Below are 17,552 nucleotides of genomic sequence, written 5' to 3' on the forward strand. Positions count from 1 at the left end.
CCTTGTCGCACGCCGGGAAGGACGCGAGGGACGCGTCCGCCGGTTCCGGGAGTTCACCGACCGCTCGTCTGAAGGCAGGACGGGGTCGCGGAAGGAGGCTCGGTCGGCAGCGGCGAGGCCGAGGCGCTCGGCGGCGGGGACGGCTCGGCGGTCGGCGGCTCCGTCGTCATCGGGCTCGGCGTGCCGGCCGCCACACCGTGCGCGACCTGCGCCGCCGCGGCCGCCGACCGCGCACCGGAGGCCGCCGCCGAGGCGGCCGACGCCGCCGCGGAAGCCGACAGCCACCGCGCGTCGGAGTCCGCACCCGCGTCCGCGTCCGAACCGGAACCCGATCCGGAGGCCTGCGGAGCGGCCGCACCCGACGAGGCCGGCTCGCTCAGCTGCGAGGCGGCCGCCCCGGTCGGCGGGCACGCCGTGCGCAGCGCCGGCTCCCCGGCGTACACCGGCGCGGGCGTCGGCTGGATCCCGCACCCGGCCAGCCCCGCGAGGGCCCCCGCGGCCAGCAGTGCACCGCAGACCCGCCCGCGGACGGACCGCCCCGGCCGTCGACGTCGCCTCATGACCGACCGCCTCCGCCACCCGTGTCGCCGGCGCCGCCGACGCCGTCCTCGCCCTCGTCGGTCTCCTCCGGCCGCGGCGCCAGCGGCATCCGCAGCGTGAAGACGGCCCCGGCCTCGGCCCCGGGCGCGTTCCGCGCCTCCAGGCCGCCGCCGTGGATCCGGGCGTTCTCCATGGCGATGGAGAGGCCGAGCCCGCTGCCCTCGGAACGCCGACGGGAGGCGTCCGCCTTGTAGAAGCGGTCGAAGACATGCGGCAGGACGTCCTCCGGAATGCCCGGCCCGGAGTCCGCCACCTCCACCACCAGCGTCCGCTCCTCGCGCGGCAGCCGGTCCCCGCCGTCCCCGGCGCTCGGCTCGGTCCACACCCGCACCCGCACCGGCGAGCCGCCGTGCTTCAGCGCGTTGCCGATCAGGTTGGCCAGGATGACGTCCACCCGCCGGGGGTCCACCCGGGCGACGATCCCGCGCGGGGCGTCCACCTCGACCGCGTCCACCCAGGCCCGGGTGTCGATGCAGGCGATGATCAGGTCGGCGACGTCCACGTCGTCCGCGACCAGCCGGGCCGTGCCGGCGTCGAAGCGGGTCACCTCCATGAGGTTCTCCACCAGGTCGGAGAGTCGCCGGGTCTCGTTGACCACCAGCCGCACGGCCGGTTCGATCATCGGGTCGAGGGCGTCCGCCTCGTCCTCCAGGATGTCGGTCACCGCGGTCATCGCGGTCAGCGGGGTCCGCAGTTCGTGCGACATGTCGGCGACGAACCGGCGGGAGGACTGCTCGCGGGCGCTCAGCTCCTCCACCCGCTGCTGGAGGGCGGCCGCCGCGTCGTTGAAGGTCTCGGTGAGCTCGGCGAGCTCGTCCGCGCCGCTGACCTGGAGTCGGGTCTCCAGATGGCCCTGACCCAGCTGCTGCGCGGCCCGGCTGAGCCGCTGCACCGGGCGGAGGACGGTCGCCGACGCGGCCTGGGCGAGCAGCGCCGCCGCGATCAGCGCCAGCAGCGTGGCCGTGCCCAGCGACCAGGCCAGCGAGTCCAGGTCCTTGCGCTCGTCGTCCAGCGACTTGAGCATGTAGCCGGTCGGCCCGGTGCCGGCGGGCACCACCGCCGTCCCGCTCACCAGGTACGGATGGCCGCTGAGCGTGATCCGCTGCCAGAAGAGGTGGTACTGCCAGTGGTCCGGGCGGGTCGGCGCCTCGCTGGGCTGCTCGACCTTCTCCCGCAGCCGGGCCGGGATCACGGCGGTGGTGAAGTCCGGGGCGCTGCTCACCGTGCAGGACCCGTCCTTCAGCAGCACCGCGTACTGCAGCCCGCTGTTCGCCATCGAGTCGGCCGCGGACTGCAGCTGCGCGCAACTCGGCTTCAGCGGAAGGGCGTTGGCGTCGCGCGAGAGCGAGGCCCGGAAGTCGGTGAGGGCCGCGTCCTGGGTGCGCTTGAGCACCGCGTCCCGGTTCAGCCAGTACGCGATGCCGGAGGCGGAGACCGCGGCGACCAGGGCGACCAGCACGAAGACGGCGATCAGGCGGATCCGCAGCGAGCTCAGCCGAAGCCTGCGCACCGCTCCCGCCGCCCCTGACCGCACCACCGACCGCCCGCCCTCGCTTCGCTCGTACCGCCGTACCGACTACTGCGGCGGATCGAGACGGTACCCCACTCCGCGCACCGTGCGGATCAGCGTCGGCGACGACGGCACGTCCTCCACCTTGGCGCGCAGCCGCTGCACACAGGCGTCGACCAGCCGCGAGTCGCCCAGGTAGTCGTGCTCCCAGACCAGCCGCAGCAGCTGCTGGCGGGAGAGCGCCTGGCCCGGGCGGCGGCTCAGTTCGAGCAGCAGCCGCAGCTCGGTGGGGGTGAGCTGGAGGTCCTCGCCGTTCTTGGTGACGGTCATCGCGCTGCGGTCGATGACCACGCCGCCGTAGACCGCGGAGTCGGTGCTCTCCCGCTCGCCGCGGCGGAGCACCGCGCGGATCCGGGCGTCCAGCACCCGCGGCTGGACGGGCTTGACGACGTAGTCGTCCGCCCCCGACTCCAGACCGACCACCACGTCGATGTCGTCCGAGCGGGCGGTGAGGAGGATGATCGGCAGCTGGTCGGTACGACGGATCCGCCGGCAGACCTCGAAGCCGTCGATCCCGGGCAGCATCACGTCCAGCACGATCAGGTCGGGACGCTGCTCCTTCCACAGCTTCAGGCCGTCCTCGCCCGTGGCAGCGGCCACCACGCGGTGGCCCTGCCGGGACAGGGCGAGTTCGAGGCCGGTTCGGATGGCGTCGTCGTCCTCGATGAGCAGTAGGAACGGCACGCCGGTCATTCTGCCCTGCCACCCCCCGTGAGTTCGAGTGCCCCCCGCGATCTCCGTCCGGTACGCGGTTCCCCCGCGGCCGGATCCGGTGACCGAACCGCCGGACCGATCCCTTGTGACACGCCTGTGACAATCGACGGACAGCGCCATGACGCCGGCCGGGCAAGCTCTTCACCAAGCAGCCGGAGCTGCTTGAGCGACCACCCGGTTCGACCTTCGTGGGGGGCAACAATGAACGCAGCCGTCGAGGTTAGGGACGCGCGAACACTGCACACGGTTCGCCGGCCGGCCGCGCGTTCTTGCCGCAACGTCGACTCCGGGCAGTCCGGCAACACCACGACCCTTTCGCTGCGGGCGCTCCACCTGCCGGCGCGGGAGGTCGGGGGACGCGCCACCGAGATCCCGGGGGGTGCCGGGGAGGGCAGGCGCGGAGGCCGTCCGGGGGACGCAGCGGCCACCGCGACCAGGCCCGAGGTCGGAGTACAGGGAGGCGCGCCGGGGGAGCCCGTGCCGGGCGCGGAGGACGACTTCACCGCGTATGTGCGCGAGCGGCGCGCCTCCCTGTACGCCACCGCCTACCACCTGACCGGCGACCGCTACGAGGCCGAGGACCTGCTGCAGAGCGCGCTGTTCTCCACCTACCGGGCGTGGGGCCGGATCACCGACAAGGCCGCGGTCGGCGGTTACATGCGGCGGACCATGACCAACCTCCACATCTCGGCCTGGCGCCGGCGCAAGGTCAACGAGTACCCCACCGAGGAGATGCCGGAGTCGCCGAGCTCCGCCGACGCCGACGCCATGGGCGGCACCGAGCTGCGCGCGGTGCTGTGGCAGGCGCTGGCGAAGCTGCCGGAGAACCAGCGCACGATGCTGGTGCTCCGCTACTACGAGGGCCGGACCGACCCGGAGATCGCGGAGATCCTGGACATCAGCGTCGGCACGGTCAAGAGCTCCATCTGGCGCGCGCTGCGCCGGCTGCGCGAGGACGAGAGCCTCTCCCAGGGCGGCGACCTGGGCGCGGCCTTCGGTGAACTGGTCGCCTGACGACGGCGTGACAGCCGCCGGGGGGCGGCAGGCGACGGCGGGGGGACACGGGGGAACGGGGAAGCAGGGGGAACGGGGAAACCCGGGGGAGCGAAGGGCCCGGTGCCGCGGGGGGTGGCACCGGGCCCTCGCGCGCGGTCACCGCCGGCGCAGCGCCTCCGCCTGCGCGGCGACCGCCTCCGGATCCAGGCTCTCGGCCGAACCGCCCTCCCGGGCAAGGGCGTTGGCGGCCTGCCGAAGGGCCTCGTTCACCGGCGTCGGCACCCCGTGGAGCCGGCCGAGGAGGACGATCTCACCGTTCAGGTAGTCCGCCTCGATCGACCCGGTCCCCCGGGCGAGGCTCTGCCAGGACGAGCCACCGCCCCGCACCGGGCCCTCCACCTTGCCGAAGTTCACCCGCTCGCCGCGGACCTCCCGTTCCTCCTCGGAGGACGCGTAGTCGATCCCGGCCGCGGCCAGTACCGCCTTGGCCTCGGCGCGCGCCTCCTCGACCAGCCGGCGGGCGGTGCCCTCCTCGTTCAGCCGCTTGGGGCCGAAGGCGGCCTCCGCCGCATTGGCCAGATTGCTCAGCAGCTTGGCGTACTTCCAGCGCATCGGCGTGGCGCTGACCGGGGCCAGGAAGTGCGCCGACTCCAGGTCGGCGGAGATCGCCTTGGCCGTGGCGTCGGCGGCGTCCCCGCCGTCCCCGCCGTCCGCCCCGCCGTAGCGGCCCAGATGGAGGATGCCGGTCAGCGGGGTCCCCTCGGCGGCGACGAAGCCCGGCTCCAGGAAGGTCGCCGGCAGCCAGACGCACATCGCGTACACCCGGGCGAAGCGGCGCAGCGCCAGCCGCTCGGCGGCCACCCCGTTCTGCGCGCAGACCAGCGGCAGCGTGTCGGCGGCGATGCCCCCGCCCTCCACCGGGCGGGGCGCCCAGGCGTCCAGCGCGGCCACCGCGTCCTGCGTCTTGACCGCCAGCACCAGTACGTCGTCCGCGCGGAGCGAGACCTCCTCCGGGCCGGCGGCCACCGGCAGCCGGTGGGTCCGGGTCCCGTCCGGCGTACTCAACCTCAGTCCCCGCGCGCGCAGCGCCTCGGCGTGGGCGCCGCGCGCGACGAGGACGACCTCCCGCGAGCTCTGCGCCAGCCGCCCGCCTATGGACCCGCCCACGGCACCGGCCCCAACAATGATGTATCGCATAGGGAGCAGCTTGCTACAGCCCACGCCCCCGGCGCTGCCCTAGCTGCCGACCGGGTGCCACACCGTCTTGGTCTCGCAGAAGGCGAGGAGGCGGCGGGTGCCGTTCGGCGTCGCCGACCAGTCCTCCGAGCCGGCGAAGACCCGCTTCAGCGTCTCCGCCGCGGCCGCCTCCAGCTCCGCGTCCCGCCCGGGCAGCGCCAGCGCGTTCACGTCCGCATGCGAGGCCAGCGTCGGCGCCACGTCCGCCACCCGCTCCGCCGACAGGAGATTCACCACGCCCGCGGGCACATCCGAGGTGGCCAGCACCTCCCCGAGGCTCAGCCCCGGCAGCGGCGCCGCCGAACTCAGCAGCACCACGGCCGTGTTGCCGGCCGCCAGCACCGGCGCCAGCACGGACACCAGCCCCAGCAGCGCGTGCCCGCTCCCGCCGTCCGCCTGCGGGGCGACCACCCCCACCACGCCCACCGGCTCCGGAGCCGAGAGGTTGAAGTACGGCCCGGCGACCGGATTCGCCGACCCCGCGACCTGCGCGATCTTGTCGGTCCACCCCGCGTACCAGACCCACCGGTCGATCGCCGCATCCACCTGCTGGGCCGCCCGGCGCGCGGTCAGCCCCTCGGCCGCGGCCACCTCGTCGGCGAACTGCTCCCGCCGCCCCTGGAGCAACTCGGCCACCCGGTACAGCACTTGGCCCCGATTGTAGGCCGTCGCCGCGGACCAGCCCGGGAACGCCCCGCGCGCCGCGGCCACCGCGTCCCGGGCGTCCTTCCTGGTCCCGCGGGGCGCGTTCGCCAGCCAGGAGCCCGTCTTCGCCTCCGCCACCTCGTACACCCGCCCGCTCTCCGACCGGGGGAACCGCCCGCCGACGAAGAGCTTGTAGGTCTTCGGCACGCCGAGCCGCGCCTGCTGCGCCTGCTGCTGATCAGACATCGAGGTATGCCTCCAGACCGTGCCGCCCGCCCTCGCGCCCGTATCCCGACTCCCCGTATCCGCCGAACGGCGACGCCGGGTCGAACCGGTTGAAGGTGTTGGACCACACCACCCCGGCCCGCAGCCGCCGCGCCATCCACAGCATCCGCGACCCCTTCTCCGTCCACACCCCCGCCGACAGCCCGTACGGGGTGTTGTTGGCCTTGGCCACCGCCTCCTCCGGGGTCCGGAAGGTCAGCACGGAGAGCACCGGGCCGAAGATCTCCTCGCGGGCGATCCGGTGCGCCTGGCTGACCCCGGTGAAGAGGGTCGGCGCGAACCAGTACCCGGTCTCCGGCAGCCGGCAGCCGCTCGGGGACCACCGCCGGGCGCCCTCCGCCTCGCCGGCCTCCGCCAACTCACCGATCCTGGCCAGCTGTTCGGCCGAGTTGATCGCCCCGACGTCGGTGTTCTTGTCCAGCGGGTCGCCGACCCGGAGCAGTTCCATCCGCCGCCGCAGCGCGGTCAGGAACTCCTCCTCGACCGACTCCTGGACGAGCAGCCGCGACCCCGCACAGCAGACCTGGCCCTGGTTGAAGTAGATGCCCTGGACGACGCCCTCCACCGCCTGGTCGATCGGGGCGTCGTCGAAGACGATGTTGGCCGCCTTGCCGCCGAGCTCCAGCGTCAGCCGCCGCCCGGTGCCGGCGAGCGTCCGGGCGATCTCCCGCCCGACGGCGGTCGACCCGGTGAACGCCACCTTGTCCACCCCGTCGTGCCCGACCAGGGCGGCCCCGGTGCGCCCGTCCCCGGTGACGATGTTGACCACCCCTTCGGGCAGCCCCGCCTGCCGGCAGATGTCCGCGAACCGCAGGGCGGTCAGCGGGGTGGTCTCGGCCGGCTTGAGCACCACCGTGTTGCCGCAGGCCAGGGCCGGGGCCACCTTCCAGGCGAGCATCAGCAGCGGGAAGTTCCACGGGATGACCTGGGCCGCGACGCCCAGCGGCCGGGGATCAGGACCCCAGCCCGCGAAGGCCAGCTTGTCCGCCCACCCCGCGTAGTAGAAGAAGTGCGCGGCCACCAGCGGCAGGTCGACGTCCCTGGTCTCCCGGATCGGCTTGCCGTTGTCGATCGACTCCAGCACGGCCAGCTCGCGCGAGCGCTCCTGCACCAGCCGGGCGATCCGGAAGAGGTACTTGGCCCGTTCCGAGCCCGGCAGCCCCGACCACCGCCCGAAGGCGATCCGGGCCGCCCGCACCGCCCGGTCCACGTCCCGCTCGTCGCCCTGCGCGAACTCGGCGAGCACCTGCCCGGTGGCCGGGTCCACGGTCTTCAGCGCCTCGCCGCCGGCCGGCTCCACGAACTCGCCGTTGACGAAGTGCCCGTAGGAGGAGTCGAGCTCCCCGGCCGCCGCCCGGTCCTCCGGCGCCGGCGCGTACTGGAACAACGCGTCTTCCACGGCTCCCCTCCTAGTCCACGGTGACGTAGTCGGCACCCGAATAGTGCCCGCTGCGCAGCTTCTGACGCTGCATCAGCAGATCGTTGAGCAGGCTGGACGCCCCGAGCCTGAACCACTCCGACGACAGCCACTCCGGCCCCGCCGTCTCGTTCACCAGCACCAGGTACTTCAGCGCGTCCTTGCTGGTCCGGATGCCTCCGGCGGCCTTCACCCCGACCTGCGCGCCGGTCGCCAGCCGGTAGTCCCGCACCGCCTCCAGCAGCAGCAGGGCGGTGGCCGGGGTGGCGTTCACCGCGACCTTGCCGGTCGAGGTCTTCACGAAGTCGGCCCCGCCGAGCATCGCCAGCCAGGCCGCCCGCCGGATGTTGTCCCCGGTGGCCAGCTCGCCGGTCTCCAGGATGACCTTGAGCCTGGCCGCCTCCCCGCAGACCTCCTTCACCTCCCGGACGGACTCCAGCACCGCTCCGTACCGCCCGGAGAGGAACGCCCCCCGGTCGATCACCATGTCCACCTCGTCCGCCCCGGCGGCGACCGCGTCCCGGGCGTCCGCCAGCCGCACCGGGGATGCGGCCCGCCCGGAGGGGAAGGCGGTGGCCACCGAGGCCACCTCGACCGGGGACCCGGCCAGCGCCTCCTTCGCCACCCCCACCAGGTCGGGGTAGACGCAGACCGCGGCGACCCGGGGGGCCGACGGATCGGAGGGGTCGGGGCGCAGCGCCTTGGCGCACAGCGAGCGGACCTTGCCGGGGGTGTCCGCGCCCTCCAGGGTGGTGAGGTCGATCACGGAGATCGCCAGATCGATCGCGAACGCCTTGGCCGTGGTCTTGATCGACCGGCTGCCGAGGGCGTCCGCCCGGGCGGCCAGCCCGACCGCGTCGACACCGGGCAGACCGTGGAGGAAGGCACGCAGCGCCGCGTCGGATCCGGTCGCGGCGGCAGCCAGGGAAGCCTGGTCGGGCAACTGGGGCATGGGCACAAGCTGAGCATATCTACGCGCGTAGCAGGATGTCCGCATTCCGGGAAGGTGAGGCAGAATCGTTCACCATGAACGACTCTGCCCCCGCCGAACCCGCGTACGCCGACCGGGTCCACCGCTCCAAGCCCGGCGCGGTCGCCGGAGTGCTGCTGATCGCGCTCGCCCTGTGGCTCGGGATCGACGCGATGCTCGGCGGCAGCGGGCGGGACGTCTTCATCGCGCTGGCCGCGCTGGTCCTGGTGGTCCCCGGGGTGATCGCGTGGACCCTGTGGCCGTCCGTCCGCTACAACGAGGAGCGCCTGGTGGTCCGCAATCCGCTGCGGACCGTCACCGTGCCGTGGGCGGCGGTGGACGACTTCCGGTCCGGCTACTCCGTGGAGATGCTGACCGGCGGCAAGAAGTACCAGGTCTGGGCGATCCCGGTGTCGCTGCGGCAGCGCAAGAAGGCGAACGTCCGGGCGGCCCGTGCGGCGGCCGGCGGCGACCCGTACGCACCGGTCTCCGGCCTCTTCGGCGGCGGGCGCCGGCGGGCGTCGGACGCGGCGCACCCGATCGGCGGGCCCGGGTTGCGCGGCGCGCTGCGGGCGCAGGAGGGCGCGGACCGCGCCGACCCGACCGTCGCATGGTCGGACCGGGTCGTCTCCGAGCTGCGGGAGCGGGCCGAGGCGGCGCGCGCGGGGAGCGGCGACGCGGCGCCGGCGCCGGCGCGGGCGACCTGGACCTGGGCGCTGATCGCCCCCATGCTGATCGGCTTGATCGCTCTGATCGTCCTCCTGGCCGGCTAGCCCCCGGTCACCGCGCCGCAGGCGGGGAACCGCGCGGCCGGCCACTGCGGTGCCGCACCCGGTATCCGGCCGCCGGGTCGCGGCGCGGACTCCGTCGCCGGAAGCGGCGCGGCGGCGGCCCCTACGCCCTCGTCCTCGCCGGCTCCAGGCCTGCGGCCTGGGTGATCTCGCGACCCAGGGCCGCCAGCCGGCAGCGCGCCGCCGCCCGCACGGCGGTCAGCTCCGCGCTGGACGGCACCGGCAGCACCACCTCCAGATAGCACTTCAGCTTCGGCTCCGTCCCGGACGGGCGGACGACCACCCGCGCCCGCTCCACCGCCGCGCCGCCGCCCTCCGCGCCCGCGAGCCGGTACCGCAGCCCCTCCGTCGGCGGCAGGCCGTCGACCCCGGCCGAGAGGTCTTCCGCGGAGTCCACCCGCAGGCCCGCCAGCTGCTCCGGCGGGGCCTCCCGCAGCCGGGCCATCGCGTCCGCGATCCGCTTCGGCTCGCCGACCCGCACCGACACCTGCTCGGTGGCGTGCAGCCCGTACGCCAGCGCGAGGTCGTCCAGCAGGTCCTGCAGCGTCCGTCCGGACTCCTTCAGCTCGGCCGCGAGTTCGCAGATCAGCAGGGCCGCGGTGATCCCGTCCTTGTCCCGCACCCCGTCCGGGTCGACGCAGTAGCCGAGCGCCTCCTCGTAGGCGTAGCGCAGCCCCGGGACCCTGGTCAGCCACTTGAAGCCGGTCAGGGTCTCCGTGTACGGCAGGCCCGCGGCGTCCGCGATCCGGCGCAGCACCGAGGAGGAGACCAGGGTGGTGGCGAAGGTCCCCTGCGCCCGCCGGTGCACCAGGTGCGCGGCGATCAGCGCGCCGACCTCGTCCCCGGTGAGCATCCGCCACCCGTCCGGGCCCTCGCCGGAGTGGTCGGGCACGGCGACCGCGCAGCGGTCCGCGTCCGGGTCGTTGGCCAGCACCAGGTCGGGCCCGATCGCCGACGCGGTGCGGAAGGCCAGCGCCATCGCGCCCGGCTCCTCCGGATTGGGGAAGGGGACGGTCGGGAAGTCCGGATCCGGTTCACCCTGTTCGGTGACGACCGTCGGCGGCGGGAAGCCGGCCCGTTTGAAGGCGGCCTGCAGGGTGCGCCGCCCGACGCCGTGCAGCGGCGTGTAGACGACCGCGAGGTCGCGCGGCGAGCCCTGGTCGACGACGGAGGCCGAGCGGTCCAGGTAGGCCTCGACGATCGAGTCGTCCAGCACCTGCCAGCCGCTCTCGGCCCGCGGCACCGCGCCGACCGCATCGACCGCCTCGATCCGCTCGGAGATCTCCGCCTCGGCCGGCGGCACCAGCTGCGAGCCGCCGTCCTCCGGGCCGCCGAGGAAGACCTTGTACCCGTTGTCCTGAGCCGGGTTGTGGCTGGCCGTGACGGCGATCCCGGCGGCCGCGTCCAGCGACCGGACGGCGAAGGCGAGCACCGGGGTCGGCAGCGGCCCCGGCAGCAGCGCGGCCCGCAGGCCGGCCCCGGTCAGCACGGCGACGGCGTCCCGCGCGAAGTCCTCCGAGCGGTGCCGGGCGTCGTGCCCGACCACCACCAGCGGCGGTTCCCCGCCGCCGTCCTGACGGCCCTTCAGGAACTCGGCCAGCCCGGCGGTGGTGCGGATGACCACGGCCCGGTTCATCCGGTTGGGGCCGGCGCCGAGCGCCCCGCGCAGCCCCGCCGTGCCGAAGCGCAGCGGCTCGGCGAACCGCCGGGCCAGCTCGGACCAGGCCCGGGCGCAGCCCTCGGAGCCGGGGCCCTCGCCCGAGTCGTCGCACTCCGCGCGGGCCAGCAGTTCGGAGAGTTCGGCCCGGGTGGCGGGGTCGGGGTCGTCGTCGAGCCAGGCCCGGGCGCGCGCGAAGAGATCGGTGGGATGAGTGGGCGCCATCGCTTCCCTCGTCCTTTTCGTCGGCCGTCTCAAGGGGGTGCTGGGGGGTGTCCCCTGCTCGAGCAGTTCGGAGAGCTTGGGGAGGATCATCGCAGCCACGGCGGTCCTGCTGACGGACTTCCCGCCGAGCGCGCCCGCAAGCCGTCCTCACAAGCGATAATTCGGCCGTCTTCGATTCCCCGCCTACCCCGCCGACCCCGCCGGCCCCGCCGGCCCCGCCGGCCCCTGCGGTCACCGCGGCCCCCGGCAGCCCCGGGGGCCGTCCTGACGCCCCCTCAGGTCCGTGGCAGGACCTTGGCCAGCAGCTCGCCCATCCTGGCCGCCGAGGCCCGGCCGGCCGCCAGCACCTCGGCGTGGTCCAGCGGCTCGCCGGTCATCCCTGCCGCGAGGTTGGTGACCAGTGAGATGCCCAGCACCTCGGCGCCGGCCTCGCGGGCCGCGATCGCCTCCAGCGCGGTGGACATCCCGACCAGGTCGGCGCCGAGCGTCCGGAGCATCCGGATCTCCGCGGGCGTCTCGTAGTGGGGGCCGGTGAGCTGGGCGTAGACCCCTTCGGTGAGGCCGGGGTCGATCTCCCGGCAGAGGTCACGCAGGCGCTGCGAGTAGAGGTCGGTCAGATCCACGAAGCGGGCGCCGACCAGCGGCGAGGCCGCGGTCAGGTTGAGGTGGTCGCTGATCAGCACCGGCTGGCCGGGGGAGTGCTCGGGGCGGAGGCCGCCGCAGCCGTTGGTGAGGATCACCGCCCGGCAGCCGGCCGCCACCGCGGTCCGCACCCCGTGGACGACGGCGGCCGGGCCGTTCCCCTCGTAGTAGTGGGTGCGGCCGAGGAAGACCAGCGCCCGCCGGCCGCCGACGCGCAGCGAGCGGACCCGCCCCGCGTGGCCCTCGGCGCGCGGGGCGGCGAAGCCGGGGAGTTCGGTGACCGGGAAGTCGTGGTCGGGCACGCCGAGGGCGTCCGCGGCCGGCGCCCAGCCGGAGCCGAGGACCAGCGCGAGGTCGTGCGCCTCGACCCCGGTCCGGGCGCGCAGCGCCTCCCCGGCGCGCTCGGCCAGCCGATAGGGGTCCTGCTCCTGCTGATCGCTCACCCGCGCGAGTTTATACGCGCGTAGAAGACTCCGGCGCGGTCCGCGCTCAGCACGGGCGCTTCCGCAGCTCCATGACGTAGTCGTGGGGCGCCCCGGCCGACTCCGCCGCGTCGGCGATCAGGCCCAGGTACCGGGCCGAGGGGAGCCCGCCCTCGTAGTCGTCGAGGACGTAGGTCCAGGCCGGGAGGTCGCCCTCCAGGGTGGAGGCCCGCACCCGCATCTTCCGGTAGAGCCCGAGCGACCGGCCCTCCCACCGGTCCAGCGCCGGCTCGTCCCGCTCGGGCACGTCGTAGAGGGCGACGAAGACCTGGTCGAAGCCGGTCTCGGACTCCACCAGGGTCGCCAGCGAGCCCTCCCAGCCCAGGTGCTCGCCGCCGAAGGTCAGCCGCCAGCCGGTCAGCCACCCGGTGCACCGGAGCGGCGAGTGGGGCGCGCGGCCGAGCATCTGACGCGCGTCGAGATTCGTGGCGTACGCGGCGTAGAGCGACATGGCGTCAGCGTATCGGGACGCATCTCACGTCACCCCGCGTCGTGCGGAGGTGCCGGCGTACGGGAGAATGAAGTACGTGACTCGGATCGTGATCATCGGTGGCGGACCTGGCGGCTACGAGGCGGCGCTGGTGGGCGCGCAGCTCGGCGCGGAGGTGACCGTCGTCGACCGCGACGGTCTCGGCGGAGCGTCGGTGCTGACCGACTGCGTCCCCTCCAAGACCCTCATCGCCACCGCCGAGGTGATGACCAGCTTCGACACCTCGCACGAGGAGCTGGGCATCCGCATCGACGGCGCCGACTCGCCCGCGGACGGCGGCCGGGTCACCGGCGTGGACCTGGGCAAGGTCAACCGCCGGGTGAAGCGCCTCGCGGTGGCCCAGTCGCACGACATCAACCAGTCCGTCACCCGCGCCGGGGTGCGGGTGCTGCGCGGCGCCGGGCGCCTGGAGGGCCGGCAGGCCCAGGACGGCTCCCGCACCGTGATCGTCGACCTCCCGGACGGCGGCACCGAGCGGCTGACCGCCGACACCGTGCTGCTGGCCACCGGCTCGCACCCGCGCGAGCTGCCCGAGGCGGTGCCGGACGGCGAGCGGATCCTCACCTGGACCCAGGTCTACGACCTGGACGAGCTGCCGGCCGAGCTGATCGTGGTCGGCTCCGGCGTCACCGGCGCCGAGTTCGCCGGCGCCTACCAGGCGCTCGGCTCCAAGGTCACCCTGGTCTCCTCGCGCGACCGGGTGCTCCCCGGTGAGGACCAGGACGCCGCGGCCGTGCTGGAGGACGTCTTCCGCCGCCGCGGGATGAACGTGATGTCCCGCTCCCGCGCCCAGTCCGCGCGCCGGGTCGGCGACAAGGTCGAGGTGACCCTGAACGACGGCCGGGTGCTCACCGGTTCGCATGTGCTGATGGCCGTCGGCTCGATCCCCAACTCCGCCGGGCTGGGCCTGGAGGAGGCCGGGGTGGTCCTCAAGGACTCCGGCCACATCAAGACCGACCGGGTCTCCCGCACCTCCGCCCCCGGCGTCTACGCGGCCGGCGACGTGACCGGGGTGCTGCCGCTGGCCTCGGTGGCCGCCATGCAGGGCCGGATCGCGATGTACCACGCGCTGGGCGACGCGGTGGCCCCGCTCAACCTCAAGACGGTGGCCTCCAACGTCTTCACCGACCCGGAGATCGCCACCGTCGGCTACACCCAGGGCGACGTGGCCTGCGGCAAGATGGACGCGGTCGAGGTCAAGCTGCCGCTGCGGGGCAACGCCCGGGCCAAGATGCAGGGCGTACGGGACGGCTTCGTCAAGCTCTTCTGCCGCCCGGGCACCGGCATCGTGGTCGGCGGCGTGGTGGTCGCCCCGCGCGCCAGCGAGCTGATCCACTCGATCTCGCTCGCGGTGGACAACAATCTGACGGTGGAACAGGTCGCCAACGCGTTCACGGTCTATCCGTCCGTGTCCGGTTCGATCGCCGAGGCCGCCCGCCAGCTGCACAGCCGCCGCCGCGCGGAGGCCTGAGCGCCCTGACGCTTCGTCACACCCCGCGCGGCCTGCGGTAAACGGCCCCGGGGGAGCGGGCCGGGGGGCGCGCGGGTCGCGCGGAGTCGCATCGGGGCGCGCATTGTACGGTCACACCCCGGCTTTGCGTGGACAACTTCGACCAGCGGGTCCAATCCCCTGAAAGCAGACGGTCACGCAGGTTACCGTCTGTTTCGTGTTCGCAGCAGAACGTCGCCAATTGATCCTCGAAATGGTGCGGGCGAACGGCGCGGTGTCGCTCCGTGAGCTCGCCCGTGTCGTCCAGACCTCCGAAGTGACCGTACGGCGCGACGTCCGCGCCCTGGAAGCAGAAGGCCTCCTCGACCGCCGGCATGGGGGCGCGGTCCTCCCCGGCGGCCTGGCCCGAGAACCCGGCTATCCGCAGAAGACCCATCTCTGCGCGGCCGAGAAGAGCGCCATCGCCGACATCGCCGCCTCCCTGGTGCAGGAGGGCGACGCGATCGTGGTGGGCGCCGGCACCACCACCCAGGAGCTGGCCCGCCGGCTGGCCCGGGTGCCGGGGCTCACCGTCGTCACCAACTCCCTCCTGGTCGCGCAGGCGCTGGCGCATGCCAACCGGGTCGAGGTGGTGATGACCGGGGGCACCCTGCGCGGCTCCAACTACGCGCTGGTCGGCAGCGGCGCCGAGCAGTCCCTGCAGGGGCTGCGGGTGGCCCGGGCGTTCGTCTCCGGCAGCGGGCTGACCGCCGAACGCGGGCTGTCCACCAGCAACATGCTCTCCGCGAGCGTGGACCGGGCGCTGGTGCAGGCGGCCGGGGAGGTGGTGGTCCTCGCGGACCACACCAAGATCGGCACCGACACCATGTTCCAGACCGTCCCGAGCGAGGCGATCACCCATCTCGTGACGGACGAGGGCGCGACGGCGGCCGACCGCATCGAACGCGAGTTGGACGCCCTGGCCGACCGCGGAGTCCAGGTCACGCTGGCCCCCGTCGGCAACGGCCCGGTGGGCGGCGGCGGAACGGTCACCGCCGCGCATCCGCAGCAGTCGCCCGCGACACAGCCGCCCGTGCAGGGCGCCGCGGCGCCCACCCCCCTGCCCGGCCAGCGCCGCCACCCCGGCGGCGGGCCCCTCCACCCACCGCGCCTGGCGGAGATGGGCGCGCATCGCACCGCTAAGCGGTAGCCGCGGTGGCTGCTGCGTCCGCGCGCCCGAAAGGAGGGCCGCAGGCCCGACCCGCAGGGCCGCTTCAGGGGCGCGGGGAACCGCTCGCCCGGCCGTCCACGGCGCCGCATGCGGCAACGGCACCCGGGCGGCGCCCCGGCCGCCGCTGCCGTCTGCGGCGACGTGGCGGGCCGGGCGCCGCGGTGCCGGGTCGTCAGTCCTGGATGTCGCAGATCGGCGCGCCGGAGGTCAGCGTGGAGCCGATCTGCGCCTTCAGTTCGCCGATGGTGCCGGACTTGTGGGCGTTGATGGGCTGTTCCATCTTCATCGCCTCCAGGACGATGATCAGCTCGCCCTCGTTGACGCTCTGCCCCTCCTCGACGGCGACCTTGACCACGGTGCCCTGCATGGGGGAGGCCAGGGTGTCACCGGAGACCGCCGAGCCGGCCTTGCGCGAACCGCCGGAACGCCGCTTGACCTGCCGGGCCCCGCCGGCCGCGGCCGTGCGCGCCAGCGACATCCCCAGCGAGGCCGGCACCGACACCTCGATCCGCTTGCCGCCGACCTCGACGACCACCGTCTCGCGTCCGCTCGGCTCCTCGCCCTCGCCGGCCGGGGCCGGGGTGAAGGGCGGGATGGTGTTGTCGAACTCGGTCTCCATCCAGCGGGTGTGGACGGTGAAGGGCTGGGTGGAGCCGGTCAGTTCGGGGGCGAAGGCGGGATCGACGACCACGGCGCGGTGGAAGGGCAGGGCGGTGGCCATCCCCTCGACCTGGAACTCGGCCAGGGCGCGGGCGGCGCGCTGGAGGGCCTGTCGGCGGGTGGCGCCGGTGACGATGAGCTTGGCCAGCAGGGAGTCCCAGGCCGGTCCGATCACGGAGCCGGCCTCGACCCCGGCGTCCAGGCGCACCCCGGGGCCGCTGGGCGGGTTCCAGGCGGTGACGGTGCCGGGGGCGGGCAGGAAGCCGCGGCCGGGGTCCTCGCCGTTGATGCGGAACTCGAAGGAGTGGCCGCGCAGTTGCGGGTCGTCGTAGCCCAGGGGTTCGCCGTCGGCGATGCGGAACATCTCCCGGACCAGGTCGATGCCGGCGACCTCCTCGGTGACCGGGTGTTCGACCTGGAGGCGGGTGTTGACCTCCAGGAAGGAGACGGTGCCGTCCTGGCCGATGAGGAACTCGCAGGTGCCGGCGCCGACGTAGCCGGCCTCCTTCAGGATGGCCTTGGAGGCGCGGTAGAGCTCGGTGGTCTGGGCCTGGGTCAGGAAGGGGGCGGGGGCCTCCTCGACGAGTTTTTGGTGGCGGCGCTGCAGGGAGCAGTCGCGGGTGGAGACGACCACGACGTTGCCGTGGGTGTCGGCCAGGCACTGGGTCTCCACGTGCCGGGGCTTGTCCAGGTAGCGCTCCACGAAGCACTCGCCGCGGCCGAAGGCGGCGATGGCCTCGCGTACCGCGGAGTCGAACAGTTCGGGGATCTCCTCCAGGGTGCGGGCCACCTTCAGGCCGCGCCCGCCGCCGCCGAACGCGGCCTTGATGGCGATGGGCAGGCCGTGTTCGCGGGCGAAGGCGACCACCTCCTCCGCGCCCGCGACCGGGTCGGGGGTGCCGGCGACCAGGGGGGCGCCGGCGCGCTGGGCGATGTGCCGGGCGGCGACCTTGTCGCCCAGGTCGCGGATGGCCGAGGGCGGGGGGCCGATCCAGGTCAGGCCCGCGTCCAGGACCCGCTGGGCGAACTCGGCGTTCTCCGACAGGAAGCCGTAGCCGGGGTGGACGGCGTCCGCGCCCGACTCGGCGGCCGCGGCCAGGACCTTGTCCATGTCCAGGTAGCTGGTGGCGGGGGTGTCGCCGCCCAGCGCGTAGGCCTCGTCGGCGGCCCGGACGTGTACCGCGTCCCGGTCCGGCTCGGCATACACCGCCACGGAGGCGATCCCGGCATCCCGGCACGCCCTCGCGACCCGGACCGCGATCTCCCCGCGGTTGGCGATCAGCACCTTGCGCACTTTGGCTCCCTTCTTGAACCTAGGCGAGTTTAGGGACAACCACCCGATACTGCCGAGTCAGGTCCTGGAGGCGCGGTCGCGCGCGGCTGGAGCGCGGCGCTGAGGGGCCGTGGTCCGCCCGTCCCCGGCCCACGCTACGCCGGGTCCCGCACGGCGTACCGGAGCCGCCGGGGGCCGGGGCGTGGCATTCACCACGTCGGCAGCGCGTACGGTGGTCC

15 protein-coding genes are annotated in these 17,552 nt (G+C 74.3%); 4 read left to right on the plus strand and 11 right to left on the minus strand.

Going from position 1 to position 17,552, the window contains the following annotated elements; genetic code table 11:
* Positions 1 to 53: 53 nt before the first annotated feature.
* From BS73_RS34980 to BS73_RS23575, 3 genes are all read right to left on the minus strand, one after another.
* Positions 54 to 560, minus strand: coding sequence for a hypothetical protein (locus BS73_RS34980; RefSeq protein WP_152617698.1), 507 nt, complete (start codon positions 558 to 560; stop codon positions 54 to 56).
* Positions 557 to 2,110, minus strand: coding sequence for an ATP-binding protein (locus BS73_RS23570; protein WP_063837056.1), 1,554 nt, complete (start codon positions 2,108 to 2,110; stop codon positions 557 to 559). The genes BS73_RS34980 and BS73_RS23570 overlap by 4 nt, the downstream gene beginning before the upstream one ends.
* 66 nt (positions 2,111 to 2,176) lie before the next feature.
* Positions 2,177 to 2,854 (minus strand): response regulator transcription factor, encoded by a 678-nt coding sequence (locus tag BS73_RS23575; protein ID WP_200886724.1) that lies wholly within the window; start codon positions 2,852 to 2,854, stop codon positions 2,177 to 2,179.
* 231 nt (positions 2,855 to 3,085) lie between these two features.
* Between BS73_RS23575 and BS73_RS23580 the strand changes: the two genes are divergently transcribed.
* A complete protein-coding gene (locus BS73_RS23580) occupies positions 3,086 to 3,898 on the plus strand; it encodes a SigE family RNA polymerase sigma factor (protein ID WP_084704299.1) in 813 nt (270 codons plus the stop codon).
* Between the two features lie 138 nt (positions 3,899 to 4,036).
* Here BS73_RS23580 and BS73_RS23585 read toward each other — a convergent pair whose 3' ends face one another.
* The 4 genes from BS73_RS23585 to deoC are packed head-to-tail and all read right to left on the minus strand — an operon-like array spanning position 4,037 to position 8,415.
* Positions 4,037 to 5,077, minus strand: a complete 1,041-nt coding sequence (locus BS73_RS23585; protein WP_037575609.1) for a ketopantoate reductase family protein — start codon at positions 5,075 to 5,077, stop codon at positions 4,037 to 4,039.
* A 39-nt stretch (positions 5,078 to 5,116) separates the two neighbouring features.
* Entirely contained in the window at positions 5,117 to 6,007 is an 891-nt protein-coding gene (locus BS73_RS23590) for an aldehyde dehydrogenase family protein (RefSeq protein ID WP_037575611.1), read from the minus strand.
* Positions 6,000 to 7,445: an aldehyde dehydrogenase family protein gene (locus tag BS73_RS23595; protein WP_235215504.1), complete on the minus strand. Its 1,446-nt coding sequence runs from the start codon at positions 7,443 to 7,445 to the stop codon at positions 6,000 to 6,002. The genes BS73_RS23590 and BS73_RS23595 overlap by 8 nt, the downstream gene beginning before the upstream one ends.
* A 10-nt stretch (positions 7,446 to 7,455) precedes the next feature.
* On the minus strand, positions 7,456 to 8,415 hold the full coding sequence (gene deoC, locus BS73_RS23600) for a deoxyribose-phosphate aldolase (RefSeq protein WP_037580788.1): 960 nt from the start codon (positions 8,413 to 8,415) through the stop codon (positions 7,456 to 7,458).
* Between the two features lie 74 nt (positions 8,416 to 8,489).
* On the opposite strand from deoC, the gene BS73_RS23605 reads away from it, so the two are divergent.
* Positions 8,490 to 9,206: a PH domain-containing protein gene (locus tag BS73_RS23605; RefSeq protein WP_037575615.1), complete on the plus strand. Its 717-nt coding sequence runs from the start codon at positions 8,490 to 8,492 to the stop codon at positions 9,204 to 9,206.
* Between the two features lie 121 nt (positions 9,207 to 9,327).
* Here the strand turns inward: BS73_RS23605 and BS73_RS23610 are convergent, their stop codons facing one another.
* The 3 genes from BS73_RS23610 to BS73_RS23620 form a co-directional block, all read right to left on the minus strand.
* A complete protein-coding gene (locus BS73_RS23610; protein WP_037575617.1) occupies positions 9,328 to 11,106 on the minus strand; it encodes a phospho-sugar mutase in 1,779 nt (592 codons plus the stop codon).
* A 275-nt stretch (positions 11,107 to 11,381) separates the two neighbouring features.
* Positions 11,382 to 12,191, minus strand: coding sequence for a purine-nucleoside phosphorylase (locus BS73_RS23615; RefSeq protein ID WP_037575619.1), 810 nt, complete (start codon positions 12,189 to 12,191; stop codon positions 11,382 to 11,384).
* A gap of 46 nt (positions 12,192 to 12,237) precedes the next feature.
* Positions 12,238 to 12,681 carry a gamma-glutamylcyclotransferase gene (locus BS73_RS23620; RefSeq protein ID WP_037575621.1) on the minus strand — a complete coding sequence of 148 codons (444 nt, stop codon included), beginning with the start codon at positions 12,679 to 12,681 and terminating at the stop codon, positions 12,238 to 12,240.
* 67 nt (positions 12,682 to 12,748) lie between these two features.
* Here BS73_RS23620 and BS73_RS23625 point away from each other — a divergent pair, with 67 nt between their 5' ends.
* Both BS73_RS23625 and BS73_RS23630 read left to right on the plus strand, forming a co-directional pair.
* A complete protein-coding gene (locus tag BS73_RS23625) occupies positions 12,749 to 14,191 on the plus strand; it encodes an NAD(P)H-quinone dehydrogenase (protein ID WP_037575624.1) in 1,443 nt (480 codons plus the stop codon).
* 232 nt (positions 14,192 to 14,423) lie between these two features.
* Positions 14,424 to 15,359 carry a DeoR/GlpR family DNA-binding transcription regulator gene (locus BS73_RS23630; RefSeq protein ID WP_037575627.1) on the plus strand — a complete coding sequence of 312 codons (936 nt, stop codon included), beginning with the start codon at positions 14,424 to 14,426 and terminating at the stop codon, positions 15,357 to 15,359.
* A 193-nt stretch (positions 15,360 to 15,552) separates the two neighbouring features.
* Here the strand turns inward: BS73_RS23630 and BS73_RS23635 are convergent, their stop codons facing one another.
* Positions 15,553 to 17,334, minus strand: coding sequence for an acetyl/propionyl/methylcrotonyl-CoA carboxylase subunit alpha (locus BS73_RS23635; protein WP_037575631.1), 1,782 nt, complete (start codon positions 17,332 to 17,334; stop codon positions 15,553 to 15,555).
* Positions 17,335 to 17,552 lie beyond the last annotated feature (218 nt).

Source organism: Phaeacidiphilus oryzae TH49 (genome assembly GCF_000744815.1).
Taxonomy (GTDB): domain Bacteria; phylum Actinomycetota; class Actinomycetes; order Streptomycetales; family Streptomycetaceae; genus Phaeacidiphilus; species Phaeacidiphilus oryzae.